Below are 15,418 nucleotides of genomic sequence, written 5' to 3' on the forward strand. Positions count from 1 at the left end.
CACGGCTTTCATGGACTCCTACCGCAACTCCGATCCACGGCCGCCGATCATGCAGGGCTCGCCGCCCGCCATGGTGCCGCCGAAGCTCGACTGGGACCGGCCACCCTGGAACCGCTGGGCATTCCAGCACATCCGCGAAATTCTGCCGACCGCCGAGGTCTGGCGCGGCAATGGCCATCGCCACCGTTTCGAGCGCGCCGAGATCGATCTCGACGGGCTGGCGGTCGAGGACAGCACGGGAGCGCCGACGACGCTCGCCGGCCTGCTCGACGAGACCTACACGGACGGCTTCCTGGTGCTCAAGGACGGCAAGGTTGCCTATGAGCGTTATTTCAACGGCATGGGCGAGCGCACGCTGCATCTATCGCAATCGATGGCGAAGTCGGTGACCGGCTCGGTGTTTGGCATACTGGCCGGGCGCGGCGTGATCGATCCGGCTAGGCCGGTGACCGAATACCTGCCGGAGCTGGCCGAGACCGGCTGGGCAGGCGCCAGCGTCCAGCATGTGCTCGACATGACCAGCGGGGTGCGTTTCTCCGAGGAATATACCGATCCCTATTCCGACATCGGCCAGGTCGATGTTGCCACCGGCTGGAAGCCGGTCCCGCCGGGCAGCGATCCGGATTTCCGCTGGCCGTCGCATATGTTCGAGCTGATCCTCGGCTTGAAGGAAATGGTGCGCCCGCATGGCGCAGTGTTCGAATACCGCTCGATCGAGACCGACGTGCTCGCCTTCATCATGGAACGGGTAACCGGCAAGCGTCTGCCGCAACTGGTTTCGGAAGAGCTCTGGCAGAAGCTCGGCGCCGACGAAAGTGCCTGTTTCACCGTCGACAGCGCCGGCTATGCTGTGGCCGATGGCGGCTTCAACGCGACGCTGCGCGATTATGGCCGCTTCGGCCAGCTGATCCTCGACAATGGCGGCGGCATCGTGCCGGCCGACTGGATCGAGGCGACGCGCAACGGCAGGCATGGGCCAGGCTTCAGTCCGAGCCTGCCGGAGGGCAGTTACCGCAACCAGTTCTGGATCGAGAATCCCAGTTCGCGCGCGCTGATGTGCCGGGGCGTGTTCGGGCAGATGATCCACATCGACTGGGACACCGGAATGGTCGTGGTGAAGCTTTCGACCTGGCCGGACTTCAGCAACGTTGCCTACTCGGTGGCGACGCTGAAAGCCGTGCACGCCATCGCAGCCGCACTCGCCTGAGGCAGCCTCTAAAACCCAAAGAAGACCTGGAAGGACATGCCATGACCGGCAAGACCGCGTTCGAGGCCCGATACGGTTTCCGCCGCAACCAGGTGCTGCTCGCCAATTGGCGCGAGAACCCGTTCAATCGATGGTCGTTCCAGAATCTCGGCGAACTGGTGCCGAGCGCATGCGTGGCGGCTGGATCGGGCAGCGGCGAACCGGCCGTCCGGGATATCAGCGGCCTGCTCGGCGAAAGGGTCACGGTCGCCGACGCGCCGGAGACGGTGGCGGAATTCCTCGCCCGCTCGAGCACCGACGCGCTGACGGTGATGAAAGGTGGCAAGATCGTCGGCGACTGGTTCGCGCCGCATATGGATCTCGGCGCCCGCCACGTCATCTTTTCGATCAGCAAATCGCTGACAGCCATCATCGCCGGCATACTGGAAGGCGAGGGGGTGTTCGATCCGGAGGCGCCGGTGACGACCTATATCCCTGAAGCCGCCGGCTCGGCCTATGGCGATGCCAGCGCGCGGCATGTGCTCGACATGAGCGTCAGCCTCGATTTCGAGGAGGCCTATCTCGATCCGGAAAGCGCCTTTGCGCGTTACCGCCGCGCCACGCTGTGGAATCCGGGCGGCGGCACGGAAAGCCTGCGCGAATTCATCCTGAGCTTGCAGCGCCTCGCCGAGCCGCACGGCCAGAAATTCCGCTACCGCTCGCCCAATTCCGACCTGCTCGGCCTGCTGCTGGAGCGCGCGTCGGGCCATCGCTTCACCGATCTGATGCGCGAGAAACTGTGGCTGCCGCTCGGCGCCGTCAGCGAAGCCTCGGTGTCGGTCGACATGGAAGGCACGGCCCGCACCGCCGGCGGCATTTCGGTGACGCCGCGCGACCTGACGCGCGTCGGCGAGATGATGCGGCAAGGCGGCATAGCCAATGGCCGGCGCATCGTGCCCGAGGCCTGGGTGCGCGACACGACCAGCACGGGCGGCAGTTGGCAAGCCTGGCAGCGCGGCACGATGCTGCCGCTGTTCCCGAACGGCCGCTATCGCAACAAATGGTACCAGACCGGAGCGGCCGGTGGTGCCTATTGCGGCATCGGCATCCACGGCCAGTGGCTCTATGTCGATCCCGGGAGCGAAGTGGTGATCGCCAAGATGTCGTCGCAGCCGGAGCCGGTGGACGATCCGCTCGATATCGAGATCGTCGCGTTTTTCGAAGCGCTGAGCCGGATGGTCTAAGCGGCCGCAACATTGGTGCGCGCTTTCCTGTGGACCTCTGTCGCCGGCGAAAACGTCACGGTTGGCGGACCTGATATCTGCGCCTATGGTCGCCGCTCTTTTCGGGAAGAGCAGGAACGACATGGCATCCGACATCAAGCGCATCGCGGCCATCATCGCGGCGGAGATCACGGCGCGGCCCGAACAGGCGGCCGCGGCGATCGGACTGCTCGACGAGGGCGCTACGGTGCCGTTCGTGGCGCGCTACCGCAAGGAGGTGACCGGCGGGCTCGACGACACGCAGTTGCGGCTGCTTTCGGAGCGGCTGGTCTATCTGCGCGAGCTCGATGCGCGCCGCGACACCATCCTTGGTTCGATCCGCGAGCAGGGCAAGCTGACCGAGGAGCTTGAAGGCAAGATCACCGCCGCCACCACCAAGGCGGAACTGGAAGACATCTACCTGCCCTACAAGCCCAAGCGCCGTACCAAGGCCGAGATCGCCAGGGAGCGCGGGCTGGGACCGCTGGCGGAAGCCATTCTGGCCGACCGTTCGCTGGTGCCGGCCGAGCTGGCCCTGGCCTATGTGACCGAAGAGGTGGCCGACGCCAAGGCGGCGCTGGAAGGCGCGCGCGACATCTTGTCGGAACAGTTCGCCGAGAATGCCGATCTGGTCGGCAAGTTGCGAAGCTACATGAAGGAACGCGCCTTCATGCGCGCCAGGGTGGTCGACGGCAAGCAGGAGGCGGGAGCGAAATTTTCCGATTATTTCGACCATGTCGAGCGCTGGGCAAACGTGCCGAGCCACCGCGCGCTGGCCATGCTTCGCGGCCGCAACGAGGAAGTGCTTTCACTCGATATCGAGGTCGATGCCGACGACACGTCGCCGGTGAAGCCAGTCGAGCGGATGATCGCCAATGCCTATGCGATCGGCGGCAGCCTGCCGGGCGACCGCTGGCTGATGGAGGTGTCGGGCTGGACCTGGCGCATCAAGCTGTCGCTGCACCTGACGCTCGATCTGATGCGCGACCTGCGCGAGCGGGCCGAGGAAGAGGCGATCCATGTCTTCGCCCGCAATTTGAAGGATCTGCTGCTCGCCGCCCCCGCCGGGTCGCGGCCGACGATGGGGCTCGACCCCGGCATCCGCACCGGCGTCAAGGTGGCGGTGGTCGACGGCACCGGCAAGGTGCTGACAACGACGACCGTCTATCCGTTCCCGCCCAGAAACGACGTTCGAGGCACGCAGGCAGAACTCGCCAGGCTCGTTCGCCTGCACAAGGTCGAGCTGATCTCGATCGGCAACGGCACCGGCAGCCGCGAGACGGAAAAGCTGGTGGCGGACATGCTGTCCGACATGCCTTCCGATGGCGGGCCGAAGCCGCTCAAGGTGATCGTCAGCGAGGCCGGCGCCTCGGTCTATTCGGCATCGGCGACGGCCGCGGCGGAATTCCCGGGCCTCGACGTGTCGCTGCGCGGTGCCGTGTCGATCGCGCGACGGCTGCAGGATCCGCTGGCCGAGCTGGTCAAGATCGAACCGAAATCGATCGGCGTCGGCCAGTACCAGCACGATGTCGACCAGTACCGGCTTGGGCGCTCGCTGGAAGCGGTGGTCGAGGATGCCGTCAACGCGGTCGGCGTCGATCTCAACACCGCCTCGGCGCCGTTATTGGCACGCGTCTCGGGCCTCGGCGCGTCGCTCGCCGACGCCATCGTCGCGCATCGCGATGCCACCGGGCCCTTCGCCAGCCGGAAGGACCTGCTCAAGGTGGCGCGGCTTGGACCGCGCGCGTTCGAACAATCCGCCGGCTTCCTGCGCATAGCCAACGGCTCCGAGCCGCTCGACGCCTCGTCGGTGCATCCGGAAGCCTATGGCGTGGCGAAAAAGATCGTCGCGGCCTGCGGGCGCGACGTGCGTTCGCTGATGGGCGACAGCGCGGCGCTGAAGGCGCTCGACCCGCGCGTCTTCGTCGACGAGCGTTTCGGCCTGCCGACGGTGCGCGACATCCTGGCCGAGCTGGAAAAGCCCGGCCGCGATCCGCGGCCCGGCTTCAAGACGGCGACCTTCGCCGACGGCATCGACGACATCAAGGATCTGAAACCCGGCATGCTGCTGGAAGGCACGGTGACCAATGTCGCCGCATTCGGCGCCTTCATCGATATCGGCGTCCATCAGGACGGGCTGGTGCATGTCTCGCAACTGGCTGACCGCTTCATCAAGGACGCGCATGAGGTGGTCAAGGCCGGCGATGTGGTCAAGGTGCGCGTCGTCGACGTCGACATCAAGCGCAAGCGCATCGCGCTGTCCATGCGCAGGGATGGCGGCGAGGGCGCTGCACCACGCAACGGGCCGCGCGACAATGGCGGCGGCAGGCCGGCGCCGCGTTCGCCGGCACCGCAGCGCCAGCCGGAACGGCCGGCGCAGCAAGGGGCGTTCGGCGCGGCCCTGGCCGACGCGCTGAGGCGGAAGTAGCTACCACGCCAGAACAGCCGGGTCCTTTTCAACCTGGCCCGTCAGCCAGTCTCGAAAGCTGGCGACCGGCGGATGACCGCGCTTGTCGTGCGGGACGACGAGATAGTAAGCGCTGCGGCTCTGCATCGGCTGGCCGGGCGCCGGCACCAATTGGCCGCGCTGCAATTCGCCTGATATGAGGATCAGCGGCAACAGGGCCACGCCGAGCCCCGCCATACAGGCCTGGGCGGCGGTGCCGAACTGTTCGAACTGCATGCCCGGTCCGGTCGGCGCGCTCAAACCCTGATGCTCGAACCATTCGGTCCAGGCGCCGGGCCGGGTCGCCATGTGCAGTAGAGGCAGGCGGCCGATATCGGCCGGCGCGGCGATGGCGCGGCCGGCGAGGAATTCGGGCGACACCACCGGCGCCACCGTTTCGCGCACCAGCAGGGTGGAATCGGCTTCCGGCCAGTCCGGCAGGCCATAGTGGATGGCGGCATCCAGCCGCTCGCGGGCGAAGTCGAAGCGGCCGACGCGGGTAACGAAGTTGATGGTGATGTCTGGATTGTTTTGGACGAAATCGGGGATCATCGGCATCAGCCAGCGGGTGCCAAAGGTCGGCAGGATTGCGAGGTTCAGGATGCCACTATGCCGATTGCTCATCAATCCAAGAGCTGCATCACGCAACTGGCCAAGCGCCGCACGCACCGCCTCGGCATAGATCTCGCCCGCCGCCGACAGCCTGACATTGCGGCTGTCGCGCTCGAAAAGCCTGCGGCCGAACTGGTCTTCGAGCAGCCTTATCTGCCTGCTGACGGCGCCCTGGGTCCGGTCGAGCTCCTGGGCGGCGGCGGTGAAACTGCCGAGGCGGGCCACCGCCTCGAACGCGGCAAGGGCGCTGATACTAGGCAAAAGACGGCGTTGGACGTTCATGATCCATTACTAGCGCTCATTGATCGGTGAAGCAATTTCGTTTGATTTTTTCGAGCCGCAGGTCGATAAGCCGGGCTCCCACCCGTTTGAGGATCGAGAACGCCATGGCCGCCGACAAGAATACATTCGTCTGGGAAGACCCGTTCCTGATCGAGGACCAGCTTTCGGAAGACGAGCGCATGGTGCGGGACGGGGCGGCGGCCTTCGCCGCCGACAAGCTCGCGCCGCGCATCGAGGAGGCCTATCTCAACGAGACCTTCGACACGGCGATTTTTCGCGAGATGGGCGAGGCAGGCCTGCTCGGCATCAACATTCCGGAAGAATTCGGCGGCCTCGGCGCCCACTATGTCACCTACGGGCTGGTCGCCCGCGAAGTGGAACGTGTCGATTCCGGCTACCGCTCGATGGTGTCGGTGCAGTCGTCGCTGGTGATGTATCCGATCCATGCCTATGGCTCGGACGAACAGCGCAGGAAATACCTGCCCAAACTTGCCAGCGGCGAATGGATCGGCTGCTTCGGCCTGACCGAGCCGGATGCCGGCTCCGACCCGGGCGGCATGAAGACGCGCGCCGAGAAGACCGCCAACGGCTACAAGCTCACCGGCTCCAAGATGTGGATCTCCAATGCGCCGGTCGCCGACGTGTTCGTCGTCTGGGCGAAGTTGAAGGGCGAGAACGGCAAGGACGAGATCCGCGGCTTCGTGCTGGAAAAGGGCATGAAGGGGCTGTCGGCGCCGAAGATCGGCGGCAAGCTGTCGCTGCGGGCCTCGATCACCGGCGAAGTGGTGATGGAAGGCGTCGAAGTGGGCGAGGACGCGCTGCTGCCCAATGTCTCCGGCTTGAAAGGTCCGTTCGGCTGCCTCAACCGGGCTCGCTACGGCATTTCCTGGGGCGCGATGGGGGCGGCCGAGGATTGCTGGCATCGCGCCCGCCAGTACGGCCTCGACCGCAAGCAGTTCGGCAAGCCGCTGGCCGGCACGCAGCTTTACCAGAAGAAGCTCGCCGACATGCAGACCGAGATCGCGCTCGGCCTGCAGGCGTCCTTGCGCGTCGGGCGCCTGCTCGACGAAGGCAAGATGGCGCCGGAAATGATCTCGATCGTCAAGCGCAACAATTGCGGCAAGGCGCTCGATATCGCCCGCCAAGCCCGCGACATGCATGGCGGCAACGGCATCCAGATCGGCTACCACGTCATGCGCCACGCGCAGAACCTGGAAACCGTCAACACCTATGAAGGCACGCATGACGTGCACGCGCTCATCCTGGGACGGGCGCAGACGGGAATACAGGCGTTCTTTTAGATCCTGGGAAAATGCTGCGCTCTACCGCGCGCTGTCCTGCCAACGTTCAGACATGATTGCCTTCCTCCTTGTCAGGGTCGATCAGCCGGAATCGTCGTCATCCGATGAACCGCCGTCGTCCGGCGGATCGACCTCGCAGCCGATGCCGTGGCAGCCCTGGTAGTTGCCTTGCGTATCGAAGTTCGGATTGCCTTGTTTGTCGTACTGCGGTCTGTCGTCGATGGTTTGATCGCCGTCATCAGGATCGTCGACCTGACATCCAAGCCCATGGCAGCCGATGTAGCGGCCCCGCGTATCGAAGTTGGGATTTCCGTTCCTGTCGAATTGCGGCCGGTCGTCAATCTTTCGATCCATTTCGTCCGTGGTACAACCGGCGATCGCCATCGAGGCGGCGACCAGGGTCGCATAGATAACGAGCTTCATCGTTCATTCCTCCGATTGGCTTACAAGGGGCACCAGTTCGATAGCAGATGGCGACCTGAACAGGATGCGGCAGTCAAGAGCCTGGGCGTCTGCCAGAAACTGGTTGCCCCGAGACCGGCCCATGCAGCCGATGACTCGGCTGTCGTAATCTCTTACGTCGAGAGGAAGGCTCCCCGCGGGGGCGAACAGCGTATCTCGTTTTCCCTCTCCATGCCTAGCGCCCGTCCGCCCAAGCATGCCAACAAGCCGCTGATGCAGCTGTGTCGTCAAAAAGTTGCGTCCGAGGCCGACCTATGGCAAGGAAAAATTGTCATATCGCAGGTTGATTTTTGAAAATGCTTAATAATTTCGAACGTTCACGGCTATCTTAGCAGTTACTGAAATTCCGTCAGTAATAAGATTTGGGAATTTGAGATCTGTTTTATTCCACTGATCGCATGTTATTATAAGAAATATCCCATATTTTGGCGAATTTTGGTGAGGAACGGAAAATAATACGATGAAGTGGCTTCTTATATGATCGTCTCTTTCCTGATCTATTGTTCGTATTTTTCTCGAACCGGGCCATCCCGTTGCACAGGTCGAAAGAAAAACTGCTCGCCCATTCGATTTTTTCAACGCTGCCGTGTGCTGCACAGAGGCCGGTCGCATCGTCCTAAGTCCGTCCGTCGACAATCCCGCGAGAACTGGTCATCGGGTTTTCAATCTTCTCGCGAACGGATCGCTATGCGGATGTGGCCCAGGCGAGAGCGGTTCACCGTTTCACGAAAACGCCGAACCGCTCTATCTCTTTGTTTTTACGCAATTCCCAAGAGAAAGCGCTGTGCGCTTTTCCCGGGAAAACCGTTTCACACTCTTCCTGGAATTGCTTTAGCCGGCTCCTTCGTTCTGCTCCTGACCCTGGTGTGGCCACAGGTTGCCGCCCAGGCGCAGCACACTTCCGAGCCACTGAATGTCGGGGTCTTCGTCAATCCTCCCTTCGTCATGAAGGAAAACGGACGGTTCACCGGCATGGCCGTCGATCTCTGGCAGGATATCGCCCCGAAACTGGGCCGCCAGTACCATTACATCGAATTCCAAACGGTGCACGATCTCGTCGAGGCGACTGCTTCCGGCAAAGTCGACGTGGCAATCACCAACCTCACCATAAATCGGCCCCGGGCGGAACGGATCGATTTCACCCAACCCTGGTTCGACGGCGGTATGCGGATCATGACCGGAACGGATCAGGGAAGGGGCTTCAGCAATCTGATTGCGGGTCTCAGCGATGCCGGCTTCCTGGAAGCCTATGGCTGGATCGCCCTGGTCATCATGGTTGCCACGGTCCTGCTCACCATCTTCGATCGCCAGTTCGACGAGGCTTTCCCCAAACGGTGGCGCGACGGTATCGCCGAGAGCTTCTACACGGTGATGTCGGTCGCGGCGTCCGGCAAGGCATCGTCGCGAAGGAATCTCTTCGGCTGGATCGGGCGCATTTGGCAGGGTCTATGGCTGATTTGCGGTGTCGCGGTGCTTGCCTATGTCACCTCGTCGGTCACGAGCGTGATGACGACCCTTTCGCTCACCAACCGGATCAACGGCATCGCCGATCTCACCGACAGGACGGTCGGCGTGCTGACGGGAACGGTCGAGGAGAATTTTGCTCGGGAACGGGGACTGCAGACACAGACTTATCCTGGTCTGGATCGCGCCGTCGAAGGCTTGGTGAATGGCGAAGTGACCGCCATCATCGCCGACGCGCCGGTTCTCGAATACTATGCCTATACGCATCGCAATCTGCCGGTGAGAGTGGTCGGGCGCCTGTTCGAACCAGACAAGTATGGTTTCGCGCTTCCGCTCCAGAGCCTCTTGGCCCGCCCACTGACGATAGAGCTGCTCGGCGCCCGTGATGCGGGTGAAATCGAGGCGCTGCGGACCAAGTATTTTGGAGCGCCTCACTGAGCTATCATTCATGGCTGGAACGGCCCAAATGCGGGCGATGCGTGGCGTTTCCGGCCCGCCGGCCCGCCGGCTCCACAGGTTCAGCCGACTTGCCGCGGTGTGCACCGCAACATCCGCTTGGAGAATGGCGGCCGGATGTGCCAAGGTTCGGTTGATGAAACGCCGATCTCCGGGGCCCCATGGCAATTCTGGCAGCCGTCTACCACCTGACCCACTATAAATACGACCGGCCGGTGGTGCTCGGCCCACAGATCATCAGGCTGCAACCGGCGCCGCATTCCCGCACCAAGGTGCTCAGCCATTCGCTCAAGGTCGAGCCGGCGAACCACTTCGTCAACCTGCAGCAGGACCCGTATGGCAATTTCCTTGCCCGCTTTGTCTTTCCGGAGCCGGTGAGCGAACTCAAGATCGAAGTCGACCTCGTCGCCGACATGACGGTCTACAATCCGTTCGATTTTTTCGTCGAGCCATCGGCCGAGACGTTTCCGTTCGAATACCCGGAAGAGATCCGCGACGATCTCGCCATCTACCGGACACCGGAGCCGGCGGGACCGCTGCTGTTGGCCTTGCTCGCAACCATCGACCGCAGCGCGCCGAATACTGTCAATTTCCTCGTCGATCTCAATGCCAGGCTGCAGCGCGAGATCGCCTATATTGTGCGCATGGAGACCGGCGTGTTCTCGCCGGAGGAAACGCTGGCCGCGAAGAAAGGGTCGTGCCGCGATTCGAGCTGGCTGCTGGTGCAGATCCTGCGCAATCTCGGGATCGCGGCGCGCTTCGTGTCGGGCTATCTGATCCAGCTCAAGCCCGACCTCGTCGCGCTCGACGGGCCGCCCGGCACATCGGTCGATTTTACCGATCTGCATGCATGGTGCGAGGTCTATCTTCCCGGCGCCGGCTGGATCGGCTTCGACCCGACCTCCGGGCTGCTCACCGGGGAAAGCCACGTGCCGCTCGCCGCGACGCCGCATTTCCGCAACGCGGCGCCGATTTCCGGCATGGCGAGCTTTGCCGAAGTCGAGTTCGGCTTCGACATGCGGGTCGACCGCATCGCCGAGCATCCGCGCATCACCAAGCCGTTTTCAGACGAAAGCTGGCAGGCCCTCGATGCGCTCGGCAACAAGGTCGATGCGGCACTTGCTGCGGGCGACGTGCGGCTGACCATGGGCGGCGAGCCGACCTTCGTGTCGATCGACGATTTCGAAGCGGACGAGTGGAACACCGCCGCCGTCGGGCCGACCAAACGCGAGAAGGCCGACGTGCTGATCCGAAAGCTGCGCGAACGCTTCGCGCCGGGCGGCTTTCTGCATTACGGGCAAGGCAAGTGGTATCCGGGCGAAAGCCTGCCGCGCTGGACCTTCTCGCTCTACTGGCGCACCGACGGCGAGCCGGTGTGGAGCGATCCGTCGCTGATCGCGCACGAAAAGAGCGAGGCCGATATCGGGCCGAAACAGGCCGAGAGCCTGCTCACCGCGATCGCCGGCGAACTCGGCATAGACGAGACCATGGTCAGCGAAGCCTATGAGGATCCGGCCGAGTGGCTGCTCAAGGAAGGCAAGCTGCCCGACAATGTCGATCCGTCCAACTCCAGGCTGGAAGATCCGGAAGAGCGCAGCCGCATGGCAAAAGTGTTCGAACGCGGGCTGACCAAACCATCGGGCTACGTGCTGCCGGTGCAACGCTGGAACAGCCAGGCTTCGGGCCAGCGCTGGCGGTCGGAAAAATGGACGACGCGGCGCGGCCGGCTATTCCTGGTGCCGGGCGATTCCCCGGTCGGCTATCGCTTGCCGTTGGGAACGCTGCCCTATGTGCCGCCTGAGCAGTTTCCCTACATCGTGCCGGTCGATCCGTCGCTACCGCGCGGGACGCTGCCCGCGCGCGAAGCTATATTACCAGGGCCGGCTCCGGCCGAACGCGAAGGCGCCGATGAAATGGCGCGCCGCCAGCAGGCGGCTTCCTTCACGGCCGCGACCGCCCAGCAGGACCGGGTCGAACAGGAAATCACCGAGATCGGCGGCGCGGTGCGCACGGCACTTTCGGTCGAGCCGCGCGACGGACGGCTCTGCGTGTTCATGCCGCCGGTCGAGGCGCTGGAGGATTATCTCGAACTGATCGCCGCCGCCGAGAACGCGGCAAAGGCGATCGGCCTGCCCGTGCATATCGAGGGCTATGGCCCGCCGCACGATCCGCGCCTCAACGTCATCCGCGTCGCGCCGGACCCCGGCGTCATCGAGGTCAACATCCATCCGGCTTCCAACTGGCAGGATTGCGTGGCGACCACGACGGCGATCTACGAGGAGGCGCGGCAGACGCGGCTTGGCGCCGACAAGTTCATGATCGACGGCCGCCACACCGGCACCGGCGGCGGCAATCACGTCGTCGTCGGCGGCGCCACGCCCAATGACAGCCCGTTCCTGCGCCGGCCCGATTTGCTGAAGAGCCTGGTGCTGCAATGGCAGCGGCATCCCTCGCTGTCCTACCTGTTCTCGGGCCTGTTCATCGGCCCGACCAGCCAGGCGCCGCGTTTCGACGAGGCGCGTCACGATTCGCTCTACGAACTCGAAATCGCGATGGCGCAGGTGCCGCACCCGGATCAAGGCGGAGCACCCCTGCCATGGCTGGTCGACCGCCTGTTCCGCAATCTGTTGACCGACGTCACGGGCAATACGCACCGCTCGGAAATCTGCATCGACAAGCTGTTCTCGCCGGATGGTCCGACCGGGCGGCTCGGCCTGGTCGAGTTCCGCGGCTTCGAGATGCCGCCCAACGCGCGCATGTCGCTGGCGCAGCAATTGCTGGTGCGGGCGATCATCGCGCGCGCGTGGAAGAACCCGCTCGACGGACGCTTCGTGCGCTGGGGCACCTCCCTGCATGACCGCTTCATGCTGCCGCATCATGTCTGGGCGGATTTTCTCGACGTGCTCGACGATCTCAAGCTCAACGGCTTCGAGTTCCGTCCCGAATGGTTCGACGCGCAGCTCGAATTCCGCTTTCCGTTCTGCGGCGAGGTCAGCCAGGCCGGCATCAAGCTGGAATTGCGGCAGGCGCTGGAGCCGTGGCATGTCATGGGCGAGCAAGGCGCGATCGGCGGCACCGTGCGCTTCGTCGATTCCTCGGTCGAACGGCTTCAGGTCAAGACCGAAGGGCTCAACCCGGAACGCCACGCCATCGTCTGCAACGGCCGCATCGTGCCGATGAAGGTGACGGACAACAGGGAAATCGCCGTGGCCGGCGTCCGCTTCAAAGCCTGGCAGCCGGCTTCGGGCCTGCATCCCGCATTGCCGGTCAACACGCCGCTGGTCTTCGACATCTATGACCGCTGGTCGGGGCGGGCAGTCGGCGGCTGCGTCTACCATGTCGCGCATCCCGGCGGGCGCAGCTACGACACGTTCCCGGTCAACGGCAACGAGGCGGAGGCGCGCCGGCTCGCCCGTTTCGAGCCGCGCGGCCACACGCCATCCTTCTATGTGCTGCGCGAGGAACAACCGGCGGAAGATTTTCCGATGACCCTTGACCTCAGACGGCCGGCAAGACTCTGATCAGCGATGGCAAAGGGGAATCACAAGAGGGTACGCGGCAAGCCGCAGACCCGTAGCCTGCTGGAGCACTACCAGCCGATCGACGGTATCGCCGACGAGATGGTCGATGCGTCGGGCAATCCCCGTCCGGTCTGGAAGCACTTCATCGAGGCGCTCGACGAACTGGGCGCCGATGAGCTCGGCCAGCGCTTCGCCCGCGCCGACCAGTATCTACGCGACGCCGGCGTTTATTACCGCGTCTACGATAAGGCTGGCGCCAACGAGCGGGAATGGCCGCTGGCGCACATTCCATTGCTCATCGAGGACGGTGAGTGGGCCGCGATCAGCGCCGGGCTGGTGCAGCGCGCCGAGCTGTTCGAGGAAACCATCGCCGACATTTACGGGCCGAACCGGCTGGTCGAGAAAGGCGTACTGCCCGCCGGGCTGATCGCCGCGAGCCCGGAATATTTGCGGCCCGTGGTCGGCACAAGGCCGGCCGACGGTCATTTCCTGCATTTCTGCGCCTTCGAACTCGGCCGTGGTCCGGACGGCCAGTGGTGGGTGCTGGGCGACCGCACCCAGGCGCCGTCCGGCGCCGGCTTTGCGCTGGAAAACCGGGTCGCCACGACGCGCGCGCTGTCCGATATCTATGGCGAGATGCATGTCCACCGCTTAGCCGGCTTCTTTCGCCGCTTCCGCGACGCGTTGATCGGCATGGCGAAGGAAACCGACGGCCGCGTTGCCATCCTGACGCCGGGGCCCCTCAACGAGACCTATTACGAGCACGCCTATATCGCCCGCTATCTCGGCATCATGCTGCTCGAAGGCGAGGACCTCACGGTTTCGGGTGGCAGGCTGATGGTGCGGACGGTTTCGGGCCTGATGCCGCTCGGCGTACTCTGGCGGCGGCTCGATGCCGCCTTCGCCGACCCGCTCGAGCTGCGCTCGGATTCGCAGATCGGCACGCCGGGGCTGGTCGAGGCGGTCCGCCGGGGTGCGGTTGCGACCGTCAATGCGCTGGGCTCCGGACTGATGGAAACGCGCGCGCTGCTCGCCTTCCTGCCCAATATCGCGCGCGAGCTGCGCGGCGAGGAGCTTAAGCTGCCGACGATCGCGACATGGTGGTGCGGGCAAGGACCCGAACGCGCCCATGTGCTTGCCAATATAGACCGCATGGTGATCGGCCCGGCCCTGTCGACCAGGCTTGCCTTCGAGGATGACGGACAGACGCGGCTCGGCTCGGCGCTGTCGGCGGGGGAGCGGGCGGAGCTGGTGGCGCGCATCGAGCGCGACGGCGGCGGCTTCGTCGGCCAGGAAGCCGTGACGCTGTCGACGACACCTGTCTATGTCGGCGGCCGGCTGGAGCCACGGCCGGCGAGCCTGCGCGTCTACCTGGCGCGAACCCCGGAGGGCTGGACCGTGATGCCGGGCGGCTTTGCCCGGGTCGGCCTGCCGCTCGACCCGACGGCGCTCGCCATGCAGCGCGGCGGCCAGGCGGCGGATGTCTGGGTGGTCAGCGACCGTCCGGTGGAGCGCGAGACGCTGCTGCCGCAAGAGGGCGACAGTTTCAACCGCACCAGGCCGGGCAGCCTGCCCAGCCGCGCGGCGGAAAACCTGACTTGGCTCGGCCGCTACATCGAACGCTCGGAAGACACGGTGCGCATCCTGCGCGCCTATCATGTGCGGCTGGCCGAGACCTCCGATCCCGACATGCCGCTGCTGGCCGACATCAGGGATTACCTCGAACCGTTCGGCGTCGATCTCGAAACGGCGATACCGTCCGGACTGATCACCACGCTGGACAGCGCGGTGTACAGCGCCGGGCAGGTTCGCGACCGCTTCTCGCCCGACGGCTGGCTGGCGCTCAAGGACCTGTCGAAGACCATCCATCGGTTCGCGACCACGGTGGCGCCGGGCGACGACGCGACGCGGGCGATGACGGTCATCCTGCGCAAGCTCGCCGGCTTTTCCGGCCTGCTGCACGAGAACATGTACCGCTTCGCCGGCTGGCGCTTCCTCGAGATCGGCCGGCGGCTGGAGCGCGGTATCCAGATCGCCCGCACGCTGTCGCGGCTGACCAGCGACAAGGCGCCGGACGGGGCACTGGACATGATGCTGGAGATCGGCGACAGCGTGATGACCCACCGCCGGCAATATCCGGTGCAGGCCGGCAGGCGCACGGTGATCGATCTCCTGGCGCTCGACCCGCTCAATCCGCGCTCCATCCTGTTCCAGCTCGAAAGGCTGAAAGCCGAGATCGGCCTGTTGCCGCCGGTCGGCGGCGAGGGGCACATGTCGCCGGCGGCAAAGGAGATCCTGCAGCTCAACACGCAGATTGCCATCAAGGAGCCTTCGGACATGACGGCAAAGGCGCTGGACGATCTCGCAAGCGAGATAGGCGGCCTCTACAGCAGCCTCGCCAAAGCTTATTTCGGGTAAGGGAGGTT

The 15,418-nt window shown here is 64.5% G+C and carries 9 protein-coding genes; 7 read left to right on the forward strand and 2 right to left on the reverse strand.

The genetic code is table 11. The annotated features are described in order from the left end of the window. The first annotated feature begins 10 nt into the window (after positions 1-10). The 3 genes from NKJ26_RS23390 to NKJ26_RS23400 all read left to right on the forward strand — a co-directional run bounded on the left by NKJ26_RS23390 (position 11) and on the right by NKJ26_RS23400 (position 4,876). Positions 11-1,207 (forward strand): serine hydrolase domain-containing protein, encoded by a 1,197-nt coding sequence (locus NKJ26_RS23390; RefSeq protein WP_352697405.1) that lies wholly within the window; start codon positions 11-13, stop codon positions 1,205-1,207. Positions 1,208-1,248: 41 nt separating this feature from the next. Continuing rightward, positions 1,249-2,430, forward strand: a complete 1,182-nt coding sequence (locus NKJ26_RS23395) for a serine hydrolase domain-containing protein (RefSeq protein ID WP_352697407.1) — start codon at positions 1,249-1,251, stop codon at positions 2,428-2,430. A 121-nt stretch (positions 2,431-2,551) separates the two neighbouring features. Further along, the gene (locus tag NKJ26_RS23400; protein ID WP_352697409.1) at positions 2,552-4,876 is read left to right on the forward strand and encodes a Tex family protein; all 2,325 of its coding nucleotides are present in this window, start codon (positions 2,552-2,554) and stop codon (positions 4,874-4,876) included. Here NKJ26_RS23400 and NKJ26_RS23405 read toward each other — a convergent pair whose 3' ends face one another. After that, the gene (locus NKJ26_RS23405; RefSeq protein WP_352697411.1) at positions 4,877-5,788 is read right to left on the reverse strand and encodes a LysR family transcriptional regulator; all 912 of its coding nucleotides are present in this window, start codon (positions 5,786-5,788) and stop codon (positions 4,877-4,879) included. 104 nt (positions 5,789-5,892) lie between these two features. Between NKJ26_RS23405 and NKJ26_RS23410 the strand changes: the two genes are divergently transcribed. After that, positions 5,893-7,089 carry an acyl-CoA dehydrogenase gene (locus NKJ26_RS23410; RefSeq protein ID WP_352697413.1) on the forward strand — a complete coding sequence of 399 codons (1,197 nt, stop codon included), beginning with the start codon at positions 5,893-5,895 and terminating at the stop codon, positions 7,087-7,089. An 81-nt stretch (positions 7,090-7,170) separates the two neighbouring features. Here NKJ26_RS23410 and NKJ26_RS23415 read toward each other — a convergent pair whose 3' ends face one another. Continuing rightward, positions 7,171-7,512 (reverse strand): hypothetical protein, encoded by a 342-nt coding sequence (locus tag NKJ26_RS23415; RefSeq protein ID WP_352697415.1) that lies wholly within the window; start codon positions 7,510-7,512, stop codon positions 7,171-7,173. A gap of 516 nt (positions 7,513-8,028) precedes the next feature. On the opposite strand from NKJ26_RS23415, the gene NKJ26_RS23420 reads away from it, so the two are divergent. The 3 genes from NKJ26_RS23420 to NKJ26_RS23430 all read left to right on the forward strand — a co-directional run bounded on the left by NKJ26_RS23420 (position 8,029) and on the right by NKJ26_RS23430 (position 15,410). Further along, positions 8,029-9,453: a transporter substrate-binding domain-containing protein gene (locus tag NKJ26_RS23420; protein ID WP_352697417.1), complete on the forward strand. Its 1,425-nt coding sequence runs from the start codon at positions 8,029-8,031 to the stop codon at positions 9,451-9,453. Positions 9,454-9,632: 179 nt separating this feature from the next. Further along, entirely contained in the window at positions 9,633-12,992 is a 3,360-nt protein-coding gene (locus tag NKJ26_RS23425) for a transglutaminase family protein (RefSeq protein ID WP_352697418.1), read from the forward strand. Positions 12,993-12,998: 6 nt separating this feature from the next. Then, a complete protein-coding gene (locus NKJ26_RS23430) occupies positions 12,999-15,410 on the forward strand; it encodes a circularly permuted type 2 ATP-grasp protein (RefSeq protein WP_352697420.1) in 2,412 nt (803 codons plus the stop codon). Positions 15,411-15,418: the final 8 nt, after the last annotated feature.

Origin of the sequence: Mesorhizobium sp. M0152, assembly GCF_040322415.1 — a bacterium.
Lineage (GTDB): Bacteria > Pseudomonadota > Alphaproteobacteria > Rhizobiales > Rhizobiaceae > Mesorhizobium.

Excerpts from the sequence above, each read along its gene's own strand:
- NKJ26_RS23390 (WP_352697405.1), top strand. The coding sequence starts at position 11 with ATGGACTCCTACCGCAACTCCGATCCACGGCCGCCGATCATGCAGGGC.
- NKJ26_RS23430 (WP_352697420.1), top strand. The coding sequence starts at position 12,999 with ATGGCAAAGGGGAATCACAAGAGGGTACGCGGCAAGCCGCAGACCCGT.
- NKJ26_RS23410 (WP_352697413.1), top strand. The coding sequence starts at position 5,893 with ATGGCCGCCGACAAGAATACATTCGTCTGGGAAGACCCGTTCCTGATC.
- NKJ26_RS23400 (WP_352697409.1), top strand. The coding sequence starts at position 2,552 with ATGGCATCCGACATCAAGCGCATCGCGGCCATCATCGCGGCGGAGATC.
- NKJ26_RS23395 (WP_352697407.1), top strand. The coding sequence starts at position 1,249 with ATGACCGGCAAGACCGCGTTCGAGGCCCGATACGGTTTCCGCCGCAAC.
- NKJ26_RS23415 (WP_352697415.1), bottom strand. The coding sequence starts at position 7,512 with ATGAAGCTCGTTATCTATGCGACCCTGGTCGCCGCCTCGATGGCGATC.
- NKJ26_RS23405 (WP_352697411.1), bottom strand. The coding sequence starts at position 5,788 with ATGAACGTCCAACGCCGTCTTTTGCCTAGTATCAGCGCCCTTGCCGCG.
- NKJ26_RS23420 (WP_352697417.1), top strand. The coding sequence starts at position 8,029 with ATGATCGTCTCTTTCCTGATCTATTGTTCGTATTTTTCTCGAACCGGG.
- NKJ26_RS23425 (WP_352697418.1), top strand. The coding sequence starts at position 9,633 with ATGGCAATTCTGGCAGCCGTCTACCACCTGACCCACTATAAATACGAC.